The sequence below is a fragment of the Leeuwenhoekiella sp. CH_XMU1409-2 genome, from assembly GCF_037029365.1.
GTDB lineage: Bacteria > Bacteroidota > Bacteroidia > Flavobacteriales > Flavobacteriaceae > Leeuwenhoekiella > Leeuwenhoekiella blandensis.
In genome coordinates, this window is sequence record NZ_JAYMEI010000004.1 from 275,759 (window position 1) to 293,534 (window position 17,776).

General features: G+C 39.6%; 14 protein-coding genes. 5 read left to right on the forward strand and 9 right to left on the reverse strand.

What is annotated here, in order from left to right; translation table 11 throughout:
- Positions 1-3: 3 nt before the first annotated feature.
- Both WA338_RS06460 and WA338_RS06465 read right to left on the reverse strand, forming a co-directional pair.
- Positions 4-1,134 carry an efflux RND transporter periplasmic adaptor subunit gene (locus WA338_RS06460; protein WP_336092743.1) on the reverse strand — a complete coding sequence of 377 codons (1,131 nt, stop codon included), beginning with the start codon at positions 1,132-1,134 and terminating at the stop codon, positions 4-6.
- Positions 1,135-1,221: 87 nt separating this feature from the next.
- Positions 1,222-3,132 carry an ABC-F family ATP-binding cassette domain-containing protein gene (locus WA338_RS06465; protein ID WP_336092745.1) on the reverse strand — a complete coding sequence of 637 codons (1,911 nt, stop codon included), beginning with the start codon at positions 3,130-3,132 and terminating at the stop codon, positions 1,222-1,224.
- Positions 3,133-3,250: 118 nt separating this feature from the next.
- Between WA338_RS06465 and WA338_RS06470 the strand changes: the two genes are divergently transcribed.
- A complete protein-coding gene (locus WA338_RS06470) occupies positions 3,251-3,646 on the forward strand; it encodes a DUF983 domain-containing protein (protein ID WP_336092747.1) in 396 nt (131 codons plus the stop codon).
- On the opposite strand, the gene WA338_RS06475 is transcribed toward WA338_RS06470, so the two are convergent.
- The 7 genes from WA338_RS06475 to topA form a co-directional block, all read right to left on the reverse strand.
- Positions 3,643-4,698 (reverse strand): NAD(P)/FAD-dependent oxidoreductase, encoded by a 1,056-nt coding sequence (locus WA338_RS06475; RefSeq protein WP_336092749.1) that lies wholly within the window; start codon positions 4,696-4,698, stop codon positions 3,643-3,645. The two genes, WA338_RS06470 and WA338_RS06475, sit on opposite strands and share 4 nt — an antisense overlap.
- Before the next feature lie 161 nt (positions 4,699-4,859).
- Positions 4,860-5,750: a type IX secretion system ring protein PorN/GldN gene (gene porN, locus WA338_RS06480; protein ID WP_009779105.1), complete on the reverse strand. Its 891-nt coding sequence runs from the start codon at positions 5,748-5,750 to the stop codon at positions 4,860-4,862.
- A 13-nt stretch (positions 5,751-5,763) separates the two neighbouring features.
- On the reverse strand, positions 5,764-7,296 hold the full coding sequence (gene porM / locus WA338_RS06485; protein WP_009779104.1) for a type IX secretion system motor protein PorM/GldM: 1,533 nt from the start codon (positions 7,294-7,296) through the stop codon (positions 5,764-5,766).
- 50 nt (positions 7,297-7,346) lie between these two features.
- Entirely contained in the window at positions 7,347-7,985 is a 639-nt protein-coding gene (gene porL / locus WA338_RS06490; protein ID WP_009779103.1) for a type IX secretion system motor protein PorL/GldL, read from the reverse strand.
- 63 nt (positions 7,986-8,048) lie between these two features.
- Positions 8,049-9,422 (reverse strand): type IX secretion system lipoprotein PorK/GldK, encoded by a 1,374-nt coding sequence (gene porK / locus WA338_RS06495; protein WP_009779102.1) that lies wholly within the window; start codon positions 9,420-9,422, stop codon positions 8,049-8,051.
- A gap of 107 nt (positions 9,423-9,529) precedes the next feature.
- Positions 9,530-10,696 (reverse strand): formimidoylglutamase, encoded by a 1,167-nt coding sequence (locus tag WA338_RS06500; RefSeq protein ID WP_009779101.1) that lies wholly within the window; start codon positions 10,694-10,696, stop codon positions 9,530-9,532.
- A gap of 3 nt (positions 10,697-10,699) precedes the next feature.
- On the reverse strand, positions 10,700-13,210 hold the full coding sequence (gene topA, locus WA338_RS06505) for a type I DNA topoisomerase (RefSeq protein ID WP_273005250.1): 2,511 nt from the start codon (positions 13,208-13,210) through the stop codon (positions 10,700-10,702).
- A 265-nt stretch (positions 13,211-13,475) separates the two neighbouring features.
- Here topA and miaB point away from each other — a divergent pair, with 265 nt between their 5' ends.
- From miaB to WA338_RS06525, 4 genes are read left to right on the forward strand one after another with little or no spacing between them, the layout of a single operon-like run.
- Positions 13,476-14,921: a tRNA (N6-isopentenyl adenosine(37)-C2)-methylthiotransferase MiaB gene (gene miaB, locus WA338_RS06510; RefSeq protein WP_009779099.1), complete on the forward strand. Its 1,446-nt coding sequence runs from the start codon at positions 13,476-13,478 to the stop codon at positions 14,919-14,921.
- A gap of 10 nt (positions 14,922-14,931) precedes the next feature.
- On the forward strand, positions 14,932-16,188 hold the full coding sequence (locus WA338_RS06515; RefSeq protein ID WP_009779098.1) for a sigma-54 interaction domain-containing protein: 1,257 nt from the start codon (positions 14,932-14,934) through the stop codon (positions 16,186-16,188).
- 50 nt (positions 16,189-16,238) lie between these two features.
- Positions 16,239-16,757, forward strand: coding sequence for an LPS assembly lipoprotein LptE (gene lptE, locus WA338_RS06520; RefSeq protein ID WP_272984584.1), 519 nt, complete (start codon positions 16,239-16,241; stop codon positions 16,755-16,757).
- A gap of 36 nt (positions 16,758-16,793) precedes the next feature.
- Positions 16,794-17,738, forward strand: a complete 945-nt coding sequence (locus tag WA338_RS06525; RefSeq protein ID WP_272984583.1) for a hypothetical protein — start codon at positions 16,794-16,796, stop codon at positions 17,736-17,738.
- The last annotated feature ends 38 nt before the right edge of the window (positions 17,739-17,776 follow it).

Here is a 17,776-nt window from a genome sequence, read left to right on the forward strand (position 1 = left end):
AACCTACTGTGTTGATTCTTGTTGATCTTCAAAAATCTTCACGCGCATTCCGGCATAAGCTCCGGGAACAGATTTTGACAGGTATTGCGTACCGTCAGGCAAACCGCTTATCACAGCTTCTTTATCTGAAAAGTAAACCGGATTGATTTCTACCAAATCCAAAATACTATCACGTACTACGTAGATTTGCGAATTGTCTACCAATAATTGACGCGGAATACTAATCGCATTAGGCTCATCTCTAGCCTCAAGATTTGCTTGCAAATACATGCCTTCTTTGAGCTTATCTGAACCTTTTACTTCTATAAAAACCCGAATGGTTTGTGTAGCCTGATCTACGCGGCCATTGATGCGCACCACCTTTCCGGTAAATTGCTCTATATCATTACGGTCTGAGAGCATTACCTCTTCTCCTAACTCTAAAAGGTCGCCAAAACGTTTACTTACGGCTACTTCTAATTCATAAACCGAAGTATCTATAAACTCCCCCAGCTTTTGCCCTGAGCGAACTAAAGTTCCTTTATTGACCAAAGCCTCTGTTAATATCCCCGAAAATGGTGCTACAATGCGATACTTTCCTAGACGTTGTTCCAGGTTTTTTACATTATAATATGAAGAGAAAATACCTCGACCGGTTATAAAATAGCGTTCTTTTTCTGAAGCGGTTTCTGGAAGTTGCGGCGTGCTTTTATTGATGTCAAAACCATCTAAATAAGTTTGCCATTTTTCAAAATACTCCGGATAATCCAAACGTAAATCCGGCATTATGGAAGTAATTAAATTGTACAACTCACTTTTTGCAGCCTGTACCGAAGCGTAATATTCTGAAGAATCCAGATTAAGCAAAACTTGTCCTCTACTGTAGGGCTGACCCGGCTTAAAATCGTGTGCACTACTCCTGAAAACACCTTGCACTTCAGCATATAATTCTAACCTATTTTTTGCAGTGAGGTTTCCGTTTGCCGGAATGATAATAGGAACTGTGTCGTTGACTACCTCTTGAACAAAAACCGTTTTTACCTCTTTGGCAATTTCAGTTGGTATTTCATTATCGCGCGTTGCGATAAAATACCCAATGGTAACCGCTATACCCAAAATCAGGATAGCTAGAATAGAGCGTACAGCTGTGAGCATGTAAAGAACTTTTTATGAAAAAATTAACTATTGACAAAAATACCCGTCTATCTGTCTCAATAAGTTAAAAAAAACATAAAAGTAAAACTAACTGTAGTCTTCTAGTTCTAAAGATAATGCTTCCCATTTTTCCATGAGTTGCTCTACCTTTTTCTTTTTAGCTTGGTATTTATCAAAAAACTCCGGATTAGCACTGGTCTTCTCATAGTCGGCAGCCAGTTCGTCGTCCATAGTTTTCATTTGGCGCTCCAGCTTGTTCACCTCAGATTCTATATTACTCAATTGATTGTTTAAAGACTTTATCTTTTTCTGGTCTTTATACGAATCTTTAGTAGCCGTAGTGGTTTTTGATTTTACTTTGGGATCTTTCTTTTCAATTTCACGTAAATTCTCAACTGCACGTTTTTCTAGATAATAATCGATATCACCCAGATATTCTTTGATCTGATGATCTCTAAACTCGTAAACTGTTGTGGTTAATCCTTGAAGGAAATCCCTGTCGTGCGATACGATAAGCAAAGTACCCTCAAAGCGCTTCAAAGCTTCCTTAAGTACATTCTTAGATTTGATATCAAGGTGATTTGTAGGCTCATCCATTACCAAAACATTAAACGGCTGAAGCATCAGTTTTGCTAAAGCCAAGCGGTTGCGTTCCCCTCCCGAAAGCACACGCACGTACTTCTCAACTTCTTCGCCCCGAAATAGGAAGGAACCAAGAATATCACGTACCTTACTTCTGTTCTTTTCATTTGCAGCATCGATCATCGTATCTAATACGGTCTTATTCCCGTCAAGGTGATCGGCTTGATTTTGGGCGAAATAACCAATTTGAACGTTATGCCCCAGCTTCAGCTTACCTTCATAAGAAATCTCATCTACAATAATTTTTGCTAATGTAGATTTCCCCTGACCGTTTTGACCAACAAAAGCAGTTTTACTATCGCGCTCTACAAGTAAGTCGATTCCTTCTAAAACCTTTTTCTCACCGTAACTTTTCTTAACATCTTCTGCTTCAATCACTACTTTCCCCGGCACAATAGAAACCGGAAAATTAAGCGTCATCACACTGTTGTCATCCTCATCAACTTCTATCACATCCATACGGTTGAGCTTCTTGATCAACGACTGCGCCATTGTCGCCTTAGATGCTTTAGCTCTAAATTTCTCGATTAACTTTTCAGTTTGCTCGATCTCTTTTTGCTGATTTTTCTGCGCTGCCATTTGTTGCTCGCGCATTTCTTTACGCAACACCAGATATTCTGAATAAGGCTTTGGGTAATCATAGATTTTCCCAAGCGAAATCTCTATGGTACGATTGGTTACATTGTCTAAGAACATTCTATCGTGCGATACGATAACCACTGCCCCGGCATAGTTGCGTAAAAAGCCTTCAAGCCAGATTATCGATTCAATATCTAAGTGGTTTGTAGGCTCATCCAGCAGCAACACATCATTATTTTGAAGCAGCAATTTTGCCAACTCAATACGCATACGCCATCCACCGGAAAAAGTATCTGTGATTTTATTGAAATCTTCACGATTAAAACCTAAACCCATCAAGATACGCTCTGTTTCACCCTGATAGTTATATCCCCCGTGAATCTCATATTGCTGCTGCACCTCATTAAGCTCAACCATCAAATCGTGATAATACTCACTTTCATAATCAGTACGTTCTGCTAGCTGTGTATTGATTTCTTCCAGTCGCTTTTCTAGTTTTTTGATCAACTCAAAAGCTTGATAAGACTCTTCAAGAACCGTGCGTCCTTCAACAAAATCAATATCCTGTTTCAAGAAGCCTATTTCAATATCCTTATCGGTTGCAATTTGCCCGGTATCATATTCCTGCTCTTGAGAAATAATGCGCAACATCGTTGACTTTCCTGCTCCGTTTTTCCCTACTAGACCTACTCGATCTCCTTCCCCTAGCCTAAAGGTTACTTCTTCAAATAAATATTCTCCCTGAAAAGAAACAGAAAGGTTATGTATGTTAAGCATCTTGCATAATTTTAAGGCGCAAAGTTATCATTAAATAAGAGACTTTAAAGGATTAAATTGATTGCTTTAGGTAACAAGAGTTACTTAGATTTCAGAAGAAATCAAGTAACTTTGCTTTATGAAAAAACTTCTTCAAGGGAATCCTTTATACAGCATTTTTACGGGCAGCTGCCCCGTTTGCCAAAGAGAAAGTATGTATGTAGAAAGCAATCCGTACAAACTTTCTGACACCCTCAAAATGCACGAACGCTGCTCACACTGTGATACAAAGTACAAAATTGAGCCCTCGTTTTTTTATGGAGCAATGTATGTGAGTTATGCTGTGGGTATTGCCTTTGCGGTTGCAGCATTTATCATTTCCTATTATTTTTTAGGCTCTAGCTTGGTCACGGCTTTTGTCGCGATCATTGGGACACTTTTCGTTTTTGCACCAATAATTATGCGCCTTAGTCGAAATATCTGGATCAATTTCTTTTTTGATTACGACGCTCAAAAAGCGAAAAAGACCTCTTAAAATTTCTTCGGAAAGCGCAAAATCTGAGCATCTGGATCCAAAGGTTCATTATACTCCAAATGCTTATAAAGCTGCTCTGCAAGATAAGGAGCCATCATTGTGCCACGTGTTCCCAGACCATTGAGAAGCGCCATCTGAGGATACTCGGGATGCACGCCTAGCAAGGGCCTTCTATCACCTGTAGTGGGGCGTACCGCCGCTTCCTGGTCCACTATTTTATAATCACAATTAATTACCGCTTCTAATTTCTCTACAAGTTCCTCTCGGGCAGCTGATGTAGTAAGACAGTCTTTCTCCTGCCAATTAAAGGTTGCACCTACTTTATACAAATCGTCGCCCAACGGAATTATAAAAAAGGAAGATTTTAAGGCTTTAGTCATTTGAAGGTCAGGAGCAGCGATGGTGATATATTCACCTTTATTTCCCACCAGCGGAAGCTTATTTAAAAAAGGGTTTTTCTTTATACCGAAACCTTCAGCAAAAAGAATGCGCTTTGCTTTTAAAGTTTGATAGGTGATTGCGCTTTCTGAATCAAAAACCAGAGCATCGTGTTCAAAAGATTCGTTCAAGTATCGCCCCTTTTCTTGGAGCTTGACTCGATAAGCATCTAAGAGTTTTGAAAGGTGTATTCTGATTGTTTCTTTGACCTCACCGCAATGTAGTCGAGCATCAACAGCTGAAGAAACATCGGTCTTTAAAGTGGCGTCTAAAAAACGCGAAAGCACAGGTTTGTCTGAAGCTTCAAACCAATTGTTTTGATCTTCTACTGAAGCAAATAATTTATAAACGGGGATTTCCTGAATCGCCTCAACTTCTAATCGATTTTGTAAACGTTTAAAAAAGGCTTTAGCCAAATCAAATTGCTCTTCTCCTTGCCACGGCATCGTATAGCGTTTCAAGATCACAGGATTGATCAATCCTGCAGCGACTCTACTAGCAGCTTCGGTTTGCTTATCGATCACAACAAAGCTGTGTCCATTGCGCTCGAGCTGCTCACAGAACGCCATTCCAGCTAAACCAAAACCCACTACGATATAATCTACTTCTTTCATTCAGCAAAAATAGGGTATAAAAAAACGCCTTTAAAAAAAGGCGTTTTAATTTATTGGCATCGCCAAAGGCTCAATAACCTAGGCTAGCCGTGAATTTGAAAATTCGTCTCTAACGAATGCTTCTTGGGCTTACCATTAAGTAGTTTTTAGCGAACTTGAACTTAATAATTCCACATATCAATTTCAAAGTTGCGTATTTGTTCTTTGATACGTTGTGATTCGAGCAACTGCATCATCGCATTATCTGCGATATACTCTTTAACCTCACGATCTCCTTGAATATTATCAACCTGATAAATAACGCCATTAAAACGTCGAGAATTCAAGATATGATCAAAAGAGATCGGTTGTGCAGAGTTCTGTGGGTTAAACACCTTAGCCTCGTGTAAAATATCACGTGCGGTAGGATACCAAACCCAAAAAAGTGGCACCATTACAGGATCTTCATCATCGATAAAGTTAACATCTGGTGCAACCGGAGCTAAACCAATCAGACGATATTTTAATTCTCCCTGTCGCTTATCAAAGTACCAATAACCACGTATCCAATATTGTTCAATATCAGCAGCAGAGATATCTCTACGGTCAATGTATTGCTCATCGACTTCATAACCTGCATTGATTTGCTCGATACCTAAATCTGTGGTATCAACACGTGACATTGCTGCAGCAATATCGCTTAATTCAATTTTTTGATTAAAGTATGAATCTGCATAAATATCAAGCTTACCTGCTTTAACATTTTTAACCAAAACATCATAAAGCGATCTACGATCTGAACCAATATTGTTTGTATCTATAGGATAGTACAGCGGGAAATTGACACGCTCATCAAGATCTACGATCTCCCAAGTATTTTTACCCCATAGCACATCACGGCTATCTACATAACCGTATGGTAATGGTTTATCATTGTCTAGCTGCTTCTGGCTTTCGGTCTTCTCAAACATTTCACCAGGCATTTTTGCATTGAGAATATTGGTTTGTGCCATTACGGCCGTACCCAACATCATCAAACAAAAAACACTTAACGCTTGCATCTGGCTTTTCATACCTCTTAATCTTTTAATTAGTGAGCTCAATTAATACAGGTGATACCTTTTTAAGTCGGTAACTGCTGTTTCCTGCAATCTGAGCATCAATGTCAAATATTTGCACTGTAGAACCACGCTGTGCTCTACGTAGTACATCTTTCGCTCGAGAATCAAGCTTATTACCACTCACTTGAACGGTAGGCTGTCCCGGCACGTTGAATTTAAATCCGGTTACTCGCAGATTCAATTCAAAATCAAAGTCAGGCAATTTTGCACTTACTTCTGATATCTCTAACGAATTACGTTGCATTTTTAGTATTCCATCTTCTCCACGAACAGCTCCGATTGGACTTGGAATATCTTTAATACGGAATTGCTTTGAGTCGCTCACTTTAGTTCCGTCAGCCAAAGTTCCTGAAACATTAATGGTTACTTCACGCCCTTGCCCTGGATTCATAACATAGCTACTTCCTGAAGCTCTAGAAAGACCCGGAGCACTTGCAGTAACATTGTTATCTGCAACTCCCGCAAAACTAATGGTCATAGGGTTTGCAACTCCACGGTACACCACATTCATTTTATCTGCAGAAATAGTTGCTGAGTTTGGTTTGTTGATTACTGCGTATTCACTGTTGATAGGAATTGATTTTGGCTCTCCTTCTTCAGTATAAACAAGCTCACCACTAATCTTACGCGTACCAACATTTCCTGCCGGAAAATCTAATACTACCTGACCAGCTTGCAAGTTATCTACCTCAGTTCCGTTTATGATTACTTTGTCAAAATTAAGCGAGTTATCAAAACGTCCTAAAACAACTTTTCCTTTAAAATTTTCTCCTGAAAAGAAAGCTGTTTTGTCTGGAATAACAATAGCTTGATAGTTACTTAAAGACACATCCTTACTCAACTGCCCTTGTAATAAAGATGAGTACACTTCTGACTCAGCCGTACGCACATCATTTTGCATTTGTGTAAAACGTGTGATGGATGCTGCTAATGGATAACCTTCAAAGTTATAACGCAACCAAGCGATCTCTTTACCGTCTTTGTTGGTTTGCGGCTCTACTGCAAAGGTTCTTTCAATAATTGCATTCACTTGGCTAAATTCTGGCCCAAGTGCGTCTTTCATCTCTGCCTTATACTCGTCAATTTTAGCTAAGAAAGCCTCTCCTTTCTTTGTATAACGATCTCCTGTAAACCAGCGTTCATCAAGAACTGCCGTTTTATCAAGATTTGCATAACTGCTGGTGTCGACACCTTCGGTTAAAGTGTCTTTAATGTTTCCTAAATAACTGTAAAAGTCATCTGAAACTTGCTTTACACGCTCTGCCTTACTCAGCAAAGGCTCATATTTTGCCGGTTGCTCAACAGCCTTCTCTTCTAAGCCGGCCATTGCCAATTCATTCTCTTGTTCTAAACGTGTATTAGAACTGGTGAATTTTACGTCAAATATTTTAAAAGCATTTAAAATCTCTTTGTCTGTAGTCATCGCGATCATTGCGATAAATACAAGGTACATGAGATTGATCATTTTCTGTCTTGGCGACTGTGTTCCTCCTGCCATAATGTATTTTTTCTACTGAATTATTTAATATTTAGTTTAAAAGAATTCAGTTAGCGCTTATTCATTGCAGAAAGCATTCCGCCATAAACACCATTAAGAGAAGAAAGATTTGTTGCCAGACTCTCCATTTGCTCTTTAAGCTTTCCGGCATTATCAGCAACCTCCTTGTTAACCTCAGCCTGACGCCCTGCAGCTTCAACCTGCACTTTGTAAAGACTGTTTAGAGATTCTAATTGTGCAGCTGCAAGAGACATCTCTTGGCTGTACTTTTTAGTTGAGTTCATTGCTTCTGCAGTAGGCGCCATTCCTTTTGCCGCCCCTTCAAAGCTTCTAATGCTTGTACTTAAACTTGTCATCAACTCAGAGTCAATACGCGCATCTTTAAGCATCGCATCTAATTTTTCTGAAAGCAAACCTTTTGTTTCGGTAAGCTCTTCTTGTTTTTTAGGCTTTACAACCGCCGGGCTATCACCTGCAAGCTCAGGATAAACCAAAGACCAATCTAATTCTTGTGATGGTCTCTCAAATGCTGAATAACCGAAAACCAAAGCTTCAACAACCATTCCTAGGGTAAGAATTTCTGAACCAAAAGGCCAGTGTTGAATTTTAAATAGTGCACCTACAATTACTACTGCCGCTCCTAGACCGTAAATCATGTTAGTCACTGAAAGTTTTCCTTTTTTTGCCATTTTAAATAGATTTTTTGTTTAGTGAAATTAGGTTAAGATATATTTGGGGAAATATATTAGAGGTTAACGACGAGATGGACCATTTCTCATATTGACGTCCTGTTCTACTCCTAAGTAGTCTTGTACGGTTCTAAAACCAATATAACTACGTGCAGAATCTGCATATTCATAATCACGGGTACTTACTTGAATAAGGTATGCCACATCTTTCCAAGAGCCACCACGAACAACCTTACGCTCGTTCTTACTGTCACTTACGTTAGGGTTCATTGTAGAAATGTATTCATAAGCATTAGGATCATATGATGAACCTACCCATTCTGAAACATTACCCGCCATATTGTATAAATCATAATCATTAGGCTCATAAGAATCGGCCTCAACGGTATAAAGCGCCTGATCTGCAGCATAATCACCACGCAAAGGCTTAAAGTTTGCCATAAAACAACCACGATCATTTTTGGTATAAGGGCCACCCCAAGGATAGGTTGCTCCTTCTAAACCACCACGCGCAGCATATTCCCACTCGGCTTCACTAGGAAGTCTAAAACGGTTCACAAGCTCTTGACCTCTTTGCTTTTTATATGAGTTTTTGTTGTCTGTACGCCATTGACAGAATGCCTTTGCCTGCTGCCAGCTCACCCCCACAACAGGATAATCGTCGTAAGCACTATGCCAGAAGTAATCATTATGCATCGGCTCATTGTACGAATAAGCAAAATCTTTAATCCATACCGTGGTATCAGGATAAATCTTAGTCTCTTCAGTTCTAATAAAATCTCTACGCGAACCATTTTTCTCGCGAGCGGCTGCTTCCATATCGAGATACTTGTATTTGAACACAAGCTTCTCCACATCAACCGTACGCTGACCGTTATAAGCTTCTTCTAATGGAATGTACATCGTATCCATTACAGAAACGTAGTATTCGTCAGGATAATCCATAGGATCTTCAAAAAGATCGACATCCCAATTCAACTTACGATCACTATAATCATCACTTAGACTATAGTAGTTATCGTACATATATTGCTCATAAGGAGTCATATCATCAGGATCATAATCCTGAAACGCAAACTCACCAATCCCACCAGACCCTGGAGTTTCTCCCATAAGGTCAGCTTCTATGGCAAGACGTGCACGAATTACTGAGTCACGTACCCATTTAACAAATTGACGGTATTCTGAGTTGGTAATTTCGGTTTCGTCCATATAAAAAGAACGTACAGTAACCGTTTTAGTTGGCGCATCTTTGATGGCGGCGATATCATCATCACTTTTACCCATGATAAAAGCCCCACCAGAAACTAAAGTCATTCCGTAGGGTTTTTCAGGATTCCATTTTTTGCCTTTCACTCCAACAAGCTCGCCACGGTCGTTACGACCACAACTCACCAATAAGCTTACCATCGCAATAAATGCAATAAACTTCTTCATAAGTAGATTAGGTTAAATCTAGATTTGAGACAGTAAACCTATCTATAAAAAAGCTAAAAAGCAATTTTTTGATAAAAATAACATTCAAACCCAGAATTTTTTATTTGTTAAACTTCGTTCTTTCGTTTTGCCTTATACCAACGCTCGGGAATCTCCTGATTACAAGCATTCTCATAATCTTCTTGCGTGCAAGGTAATAACGTATGTCGCTTTAATTTATTATTAACTCCCTCTAAGAAAGGAATCTCTATCCACCAGCGTTCTGATTTTGTACTCTTATAAAAGCTTAAAACCTCATCTTCAACCGGCACATTATAATGCAAAAATGCTGTTCCTCGGTCTGCTAAAGATTCTTCTATCCTGTAATTTACACCTTCAATAAAATACCATATTAATTGTGCCACAAGAGCCGATGCAGTCTCTGTTTTTCCCGATAGTAAATACTCAAATATCCCAAAAACACTCACGCGATCACTAAGACCAGCATAACGTGCAATTGCACAAGCTTCTCGTCCTGTAAAACCATTCACGTGCTCAGGATGCATATACCCAAGCACTTCACTTTGCATTGATGAGAGGTCAAAACTCACCACATCTGCATCGCGCATTACCGGCTCTACACTGCTTAAATTGGAGACGGTATTACCCAGACGAAAAGCGTCAAAATAAAGCTTTTCCATCAAATCGATTTCTTCCTGACTGTTGTAATACGTCTGAAAACCTACATTAGAATAGTTAAACAGGTTGTAAGGCTGATCTACGATGATCTTACCTACAAACGATTTATGCGTCATTGGCAAACTGCTATCACCCAAATCAAAGCAGCTGTCTACATTCACCAAATTGACCATCTGATCCAGATTATCAAAAGCACGATACAACGCGTAGGTCAAATCCTGACTCCCGCCTATAATAAGAGGGATGACATTATGTTTGACTAACTGCCCCACGATATCTTGAAGCGCATAAAACGTATCTGAAAGCGACGCACCAGGCTCTAAATCACCTAAATCACCAATAAGCGTATGCCAATTGCCAGGAAATAATCGATATAAAGCTTTACGTATAGGAGCGAAATCAATCAAAGCATCTTCCTGCTCGCTTGCGCCCCGATTTTCGCGCACACCTATAATAGCAATTTGAAGCTCCTGAAGTTCAGGCATTCCATTTTGCCGGGTATGCAATTTAATTTGATTAAAAAGACTTTGCTCATTGAATAAAGCTGCATGAGCCACAACAGCATCTGAAATTGGGATCAAGTTTTCAAAAGCCATGCATTACTTCTTTTTAGCTGTTGATTTTTTACGCGTAGTCTTTTTCTTGGTCGCTTTCTTTTTAGGTTTTGGCCCTTGCTTTTCTAAAATATCCTTAACCTCTTCTAGTGTTAGTTTTTGAGCATCAACAGTTTTAGGCAATTCGATCTTCACCTTACCTTTTATAATATTAGAGCGCCCCCAACGTGCCTTTTCAACACGAATTCCTTCTTCTTTAAAGTCGTGAATAACTTTATCTTTTTCTTTCTGCTTTTTATCTTCAATAAGCTGAACAATATCTTCATCAGACAAATTATCAAAGTCATACTTTTTATTGACATTGATAAACATACTGTTCCATTTTATATAAGGACCAAAACGCCCTACACCTTTTTGAACCGGCTTATCTTCGTAATGATAAATTGGCGCATCAGCTTTTTGCTTTTCCTTGATATATTTTACCGCCTCATCATACTCAACCTCCAACGGATCTCTTCCTTTAGGAAGCGAAACATAGGTTTTACCAAATTTCACATAAGGACCAAAACGCCCGTTATTTACTTGAACAGGCTCGCCTTCAAACTCACCTAAATCTTTAGGAAGCTTAAACAAATCCATCGCCTCTTCAAAGGTGATACTTTCTAATTGCTGATCTGGAAGCAATCCGGCAAATTGCGGCTTCTCTTCATCTTCAACAGAACCTATTTGCACCATCGCACCGTATTTACCTAAGCGTACACTCACCGGCTTTCCGGTTTTAGGATCGGTACCCAAAACACGCTCTCCTACTTCACGTTCGGCATTCTCAGCAACATCTTTTACGTGAGGATGAAAGTCTTTATAAAAGTCCTTCATCATTTTTGTCCACTCCTCATTTCCTTCAGCGATCTCGTCAAAATTCTCTTCAACTTTAGCTGTAAAATTGTAATCAAGAATGTTCTCAAAATGATTCACCAAAAAGTCATTTACAACCATCCCAACATCAGTAGGAACCAACTTCCCTTTATCTGAACCTACTTTTTCGGTAAGCTTTTTGGCTTTGATCTGACCTTTTTTAAGCGTTAAGAGATCATACTCACGCTCAGTTCCTTCAACATTACCTTTCTCTATATATTTTCTATTCTGAATCGTGGTAATTGTAGGCGCGTAGGTAGACGGTCTACCAATACCTAGCTCTTCTAATTTCTTAACCAGAGAAGCTTCCGTATAACGGTAAGGAGCTCTTGTAAAACGTTCTGTCGCCGTGATCCAAAGATTATTCAGCGTTTCACCTTCTTTTAATGGAGGAAGAATTCCGCTTTCTTCTTGATCTTCATCATCAGTCCCTTCAAGATATACTTTTAAGAAGCCATCAAACTTGATCACCTCTCCGTTTGCTGTGAAATTAGAAGGATGGTTTGATGAAGCGATTTGAACATTAGTACGTTCTAATTTAGCTTCACTCATTTGTGAAGCGATTGCTCGTTTCCAGATCAATTCATACAAACGCGCTTGATCGCGCTCCATATTCACCGTATGACGACTAAAATCCGTTGGACGTATCGCTTCGTGAGCTTCTTGCGCTCCTTTGCTCTTTCCTTTATAATTACGCTCTTTATGGTATTTTTCGCCGTAGGCAGAAACAATCTCATTTGCCGCACCTTGCTTAGCATCCTGAGAAAGGTTTACACTATCCGTTCTCATATAAGTAATAAGCCCCGCTTCATATAAGCGTTGCGCCATATTCATGGTCTTACTTACCGAAAAATATAATTTACGCGCTGCTTCCTGCTGTAAGGTTGAAGTCGTAAACGGCGGTGCCGGATTCTTCTTAGCCGGTTTTGTGGTAAGTGCTTCTACCGTAAACGTAGCATCCGAATTTGCCTGAAGAAAATCTTCTGCCTCTTTCTTAGTATCTAAATTCTTCGGAAGCTTTGCTTTTAAAGTTTTACCACCTGCATTTGCAAATTCTGCATCTACTCTAAAGTAATCTTCTGTATTGAAGGCTTGAATTTCTCGCTCACGCTCTACTATAAGACGCACAGAAACCGACTGCACTCTACCCGCACTGAGTCCGCCTTTTACTTTTCTCCAAAGAACCGGAGAAATCTCATAACCTACTAAACGATCCAGAACACGACGTGCCTGTTGCGCGTTGACCAAGTTATAATCTATATCACGAGGATTTTCGATCGCTCGTAGAATGGCTTTTTTGGTAATTTCTGAAAAGACGATACGTTTGGTCTTATCTTTATCAAGTTTCAACTCTTCAGCAAGGTGCCATGCGATCGCTTCTCCTTCCCGGTCCTCATCACTCGCTAGCCAAACGGTCTCTGCTTTATTTGCTAAATCCTTCAGCTTTTTTACAACCGATTTCTTATCCTTATTTACCGTATACTTTGGCGAAAAATCACCATCTACATCAACTCCGAGTTCTTTTGTTGGCAAATCTGCAATATGACCAAAACTACTTTCTACCTTAAATTCCTTACCAAGAAACTTTTCTATAGTTTTTGCCTTTGCAGGTGACTCAACAATTACCAGATTTTTTGCCATAATGCTCTTTTCAAAAATTTGTCATTAAAACGATAAAGACTGCACAAGTCTACATTTTTTCTGACTTTAGATTGGCAAAAGTAGTAGAAATTTTATTATTCGGTATTGAAATCACACGTATACCTATAAATAAGGCAGCGCATACCACACCGATAAACACCTCAAAATTGTAATTTTTCTTTTTTCAATTTCAACCAAATGACACTTTGTCACAACTTTTGTTAATCGTATCTTTGCCCACTATTTTTAGGTAGCAGTACGTATTATGGAGAAGATCATTGACGAAAACAAACAAGGTGAAGCACTGGTTCTAGAACCTCAAGCCGCTAACAGCAAAAAATTATTTATTGAAAGTTACGGTTGCCAAATGAATTTTAGCGACAGTGAGATCGTCGCTTCTATTTTGGCTAAGGAAGGCTACAACACCACGCAGCAACTTGAAGATGCAGATTTGGTTCTGGTTAACACCTGTTCGATTCGAGATAAAGCCGAGCAAACGGTGCGCAAACGCTTAGAAAAATACAACGCCGTAAAAAAGGACAACCCAACGATGAAAGTTGGTGTCTTAGGCTGTATGGCTGAGCGTTTAAAAAGCAAATTCTTAGAGGAAGAAAAAATCGTTGACCTGGTTGTAGGACCAGACGCTTATAAAGATTTACCTAATCTACTAGGCGAAGTTGAAGAAGGTCGCGATGCGATAAATGTTATTCTTTCTAAAGAAGAGACGTATGGAGATATCGCACCGGTACGCCTCCAAAGCAACGGGGTGACCGCCTTTGTGAGCATCACCAGAGGTTGTGATAATATGTGTACGTTTTGCGTAGTTCCTTTTACACGCGGTCGCGAACGCAGTAGAGATCCTCAGAGTATTGTTGAAGAAGTGAATGATCTTGCAGCAAAAGGCTTTAAAGAAGTTACGCTTCTTGGGCAAAATGTTGACAGTTACCTTTGGTACGGCGGTGGTCTTAAAAAAGATTTTGAAAAAGCCAGCGATATGGCAAAAGCCACAGCAGTGAATTTTGCCGGCTTATTAAGTCTTGTTGCAGAAGCTCAACCCAAAATGCGCATACGTTTCTCTACTTCTAACCCTCAAGATATGACGCTTGATGTGATTAGAACTATGGCAAAATATCCTAATATCTGTAAATACATTCACCTACCGGTTCAAAGTGGTAGCGATCGTATTTTAAAGGAAATGAACCGCCTGCATACCCGTCAAGAATATTTTGAGCTTATCGACAACATTCGTGAGATTATGCCAGATTGTGCTATTTCTCAAGATATGATCACCGGTTTCCCTACAGAAACTGAAGAAGATCATCAAGACACCTTAAGTTTGATGGAATATGTAAAATATGACTTCGGTTTTATGTTTGCATATAGTGAACGCCCGGGAACTTTAGCCGCACGTAAACTTGAAGACGACATTCCATTAGATGTAAAAAAACGCCGTCTTGCTGAAGTGATCGCGTTGCAACAAGAGCACTCTTTATATAACACCCAAAAACAAGTAGGCAAGACCGTCGAAGTGCTTATCGAGAAAGCCTCAAAAAAGAGTGACGCAGAATGGGCTGGCCGTAATTCTCAAAACACCGTAGTGGTGTTCCCAAAAGAACACTATAAAGTTGGTGATTTTGTAAATGTTGAAATTTTAGATTGCACCAGCACCACACTTTTAGGCAAAGCTGTTGGATATTCAGAAAATAATTAATCGATTTTAAATGGAATCAGTTCACGCAATTAAACAGCGTTTTGGGATTATTGGAGATGACCCAAAACTCAACAGATCGATTGAAAAAGCAATTCAAGTTGCTCCTACCGATATTTCGGTTTTAGTAACCGGTGAAAGCGGTGTAGGAAAAGAAAGTATTCCGCGCATTATTCACTCGTTATCTCACCGCAAGCACAATAAATATATAGCCGTAAACTGTGGTGCGATTCCTGAAGGAACGATTGATAGTGAACTTTTTGGTCACGAGAAAGGTGCTTTTACCGGCGCAACATCTACGCGTAGCGGTTATTTTGAAGAAGCAGACGGCGGAACCATCTTTTTAGACGAAGTAGGCGAATTGCCTTTACCTACACAAGTACGCCTATTACGCGTTTTAGAAAACGGCGAGTTTCTAAAAGTAGGTTCGTCTAAAACCCAAAAGACAGATGTACGCATCGTTGCGGCCACCAACGTAAAGATGTTTGAAGCAATAAAAAACGAGCGTTTTAGAGAAGACCTTTATTATAGATTGAGCACAGTAGAAATTAACCTGCCTCCGTTGCGCGATCGTAAAAACGATATTCATCTTCTATTTAGAAAATTCGCTTCAGATTTTGCTACAAAATACAAGATGCCAACGATTCGGTTAGAAGAAGATGCTGTTCAAAATTTACTGAAGTATCGCTGGTCAGGAAATATTAGACAGCTACGTAATGTTGCCGAGCAAATTTCGGTATTAGAACAAAACAGAAGTATTTCTGCAGAAAAATTAAGAGCTTATTTACCTGATACAGGGGCTAATCTTCCTGCTGTTGTAGGACAAAACAAAAAGAGTGAAAGCGATTTTAGCAGCGAGCGTGAGATTCTTTACAAAGTGCTTTTTGATATGAAAAGCGATTTAAACGATCTTAAAAAGCTTACGCTTGAATTGATGGAGAATGGAAACAACGCCACCGTTCAAGAGGAGAACAAATCCTTGATCAAAAAAATTTATAGCGAGGACGACACCGATGCCTACGAAAGCGCCGAAGATATTACCGAAGTGCTTCAGCTACCCGAAGAGTCAGTTGTAAGCGCGCCAATGAAAGATAAGTATCATTTCGCTGAAGATGTAGAGGAAGAAGAAACCCTTTCGCTTCAAGAAAAAGAACTCGAATTGATCGAAAAATCTTTGGAGCGCCATAACGGCAAACGCAAAGCTGCGGCAAAAGAACTCGGGATCAGCGAGCGTACGCTGTATCGCAAAATCAAACAATACGATCTATAAACGAATTCGCAACCTCGCGCGTTATAGCACCATAACGAAGTTCTACTTTTATGAAAAAACTACAAGTCGCATTTCTTTTTTTAAGCCTGCTATGCTTTAACAGTTGCGGGTTTAGGTATTCCTTTACCGGTGCAGACATCGGAAATGCCGAAACCTATTATGTGCGTTATTTTCAAAACAACGCTCCTATAGTAGAGCCGGGTATCGATCGTGATTTCTCTTTTGCACTTTCAGATCTTGTACAAAACCAGACCAGCTTAAACCTGGCGACTACAGCAGAGAGCGCAGATCTTATTTATGAAGGTGAGATCATTGATTACTATTTTGCCCCACAAACGGCAACTTCAGACAATGTCGCAGCGCAAACCCGATTGACCATTGTAATTCTTTGTAGATTCACCAATAAATCTGTCGAGGACGGAAGTCAGGATTTTGAGAAACGCTTTTCGTTTTTTGTAGATATTCCCGGTACCGCACAACCGGTAGGCGCAGTACTTGACGGAGCTATTGAAGAAATATTTGAACGTATCACGCAAGATATTTTTCAAGAATCACTGGCAAACTGGTAATCTTAAGAGTACACTTAATTCTCGCATATCGAGGACATGAATACAGAAACGCTCACATATCTTTTAGAACACCCTGACAAAGTAACTTCAGAGGAAACAACGCAACTCAAAACTGTTGTTGAGGAGTTTCCGTTTTTTCAGGCTGCGCGCGCTTTGCATCTCAAAGGCTTAAAGAATGAAGATAGTTTTCTGTACAACACTTATCTCAAAAAAACAGCAGCACACACTCAAGATCGCACCGTCCTTTTTGATTTTATCACTTCTGAAATTTTCAATCAGACCGCGATAAGCGCCCAGATAAAAGCTCAGGAAGATCACTTGCACAATATGCCGGTGCACGAGTTTGTAGATGTTTCTTCTGAAATGGAAGCCGAAGAATTACAAAAGGCCAATCGCGTTTTAGACCCGGAGTTTTTCGTTCGCAAAGAAGCATCTGAAGAAACACAACCTGAAGAACAGCTCCAACTAGGCAAACCGCTAGATTTCAATAAAGCGGAAACGCATTCCTTTAGCGAATGGCTCAAGCTAACGGCTTTTAATAAAATCGATCGTTCAAAAGAAGTGAAAGAAACAATTTCAGCTTCTGCTTCTGATAAAACCGAGGCGTCTTCAGAAAATACTATAATTGAAGAAACAGCTTCTGAAACGCCTCTAGAATTAGAAACTACGATCCCTTCTATTGAGGTAGATCAGGATCCCGAACGCGCTCGCAGATTAGAGCTCATCGATAAATTTATTGAGAGTAATCCTAAGATAAAAGTGAGCACTCCTGACAGCAATTTCAAAAAGCCCAATTTAGAAGATCGCTTTCAACCCAGTGATAGCCTAATGACGGAGACTTTGGCTCGTGTTTATGTAGAGCAAAAAAACTTTTCAAAAGCCAAACAAGCTTATAGAATTTTAAGTTTGAAATATCCGGAAAAAAGTGGTTTCTTTGCAGACCAAATTCGGGCAATAGAAAAATTGCAAGAAAATAAATAAACAACTTAGCGGCAAAAGCCATAGCTTCAAACCGCATA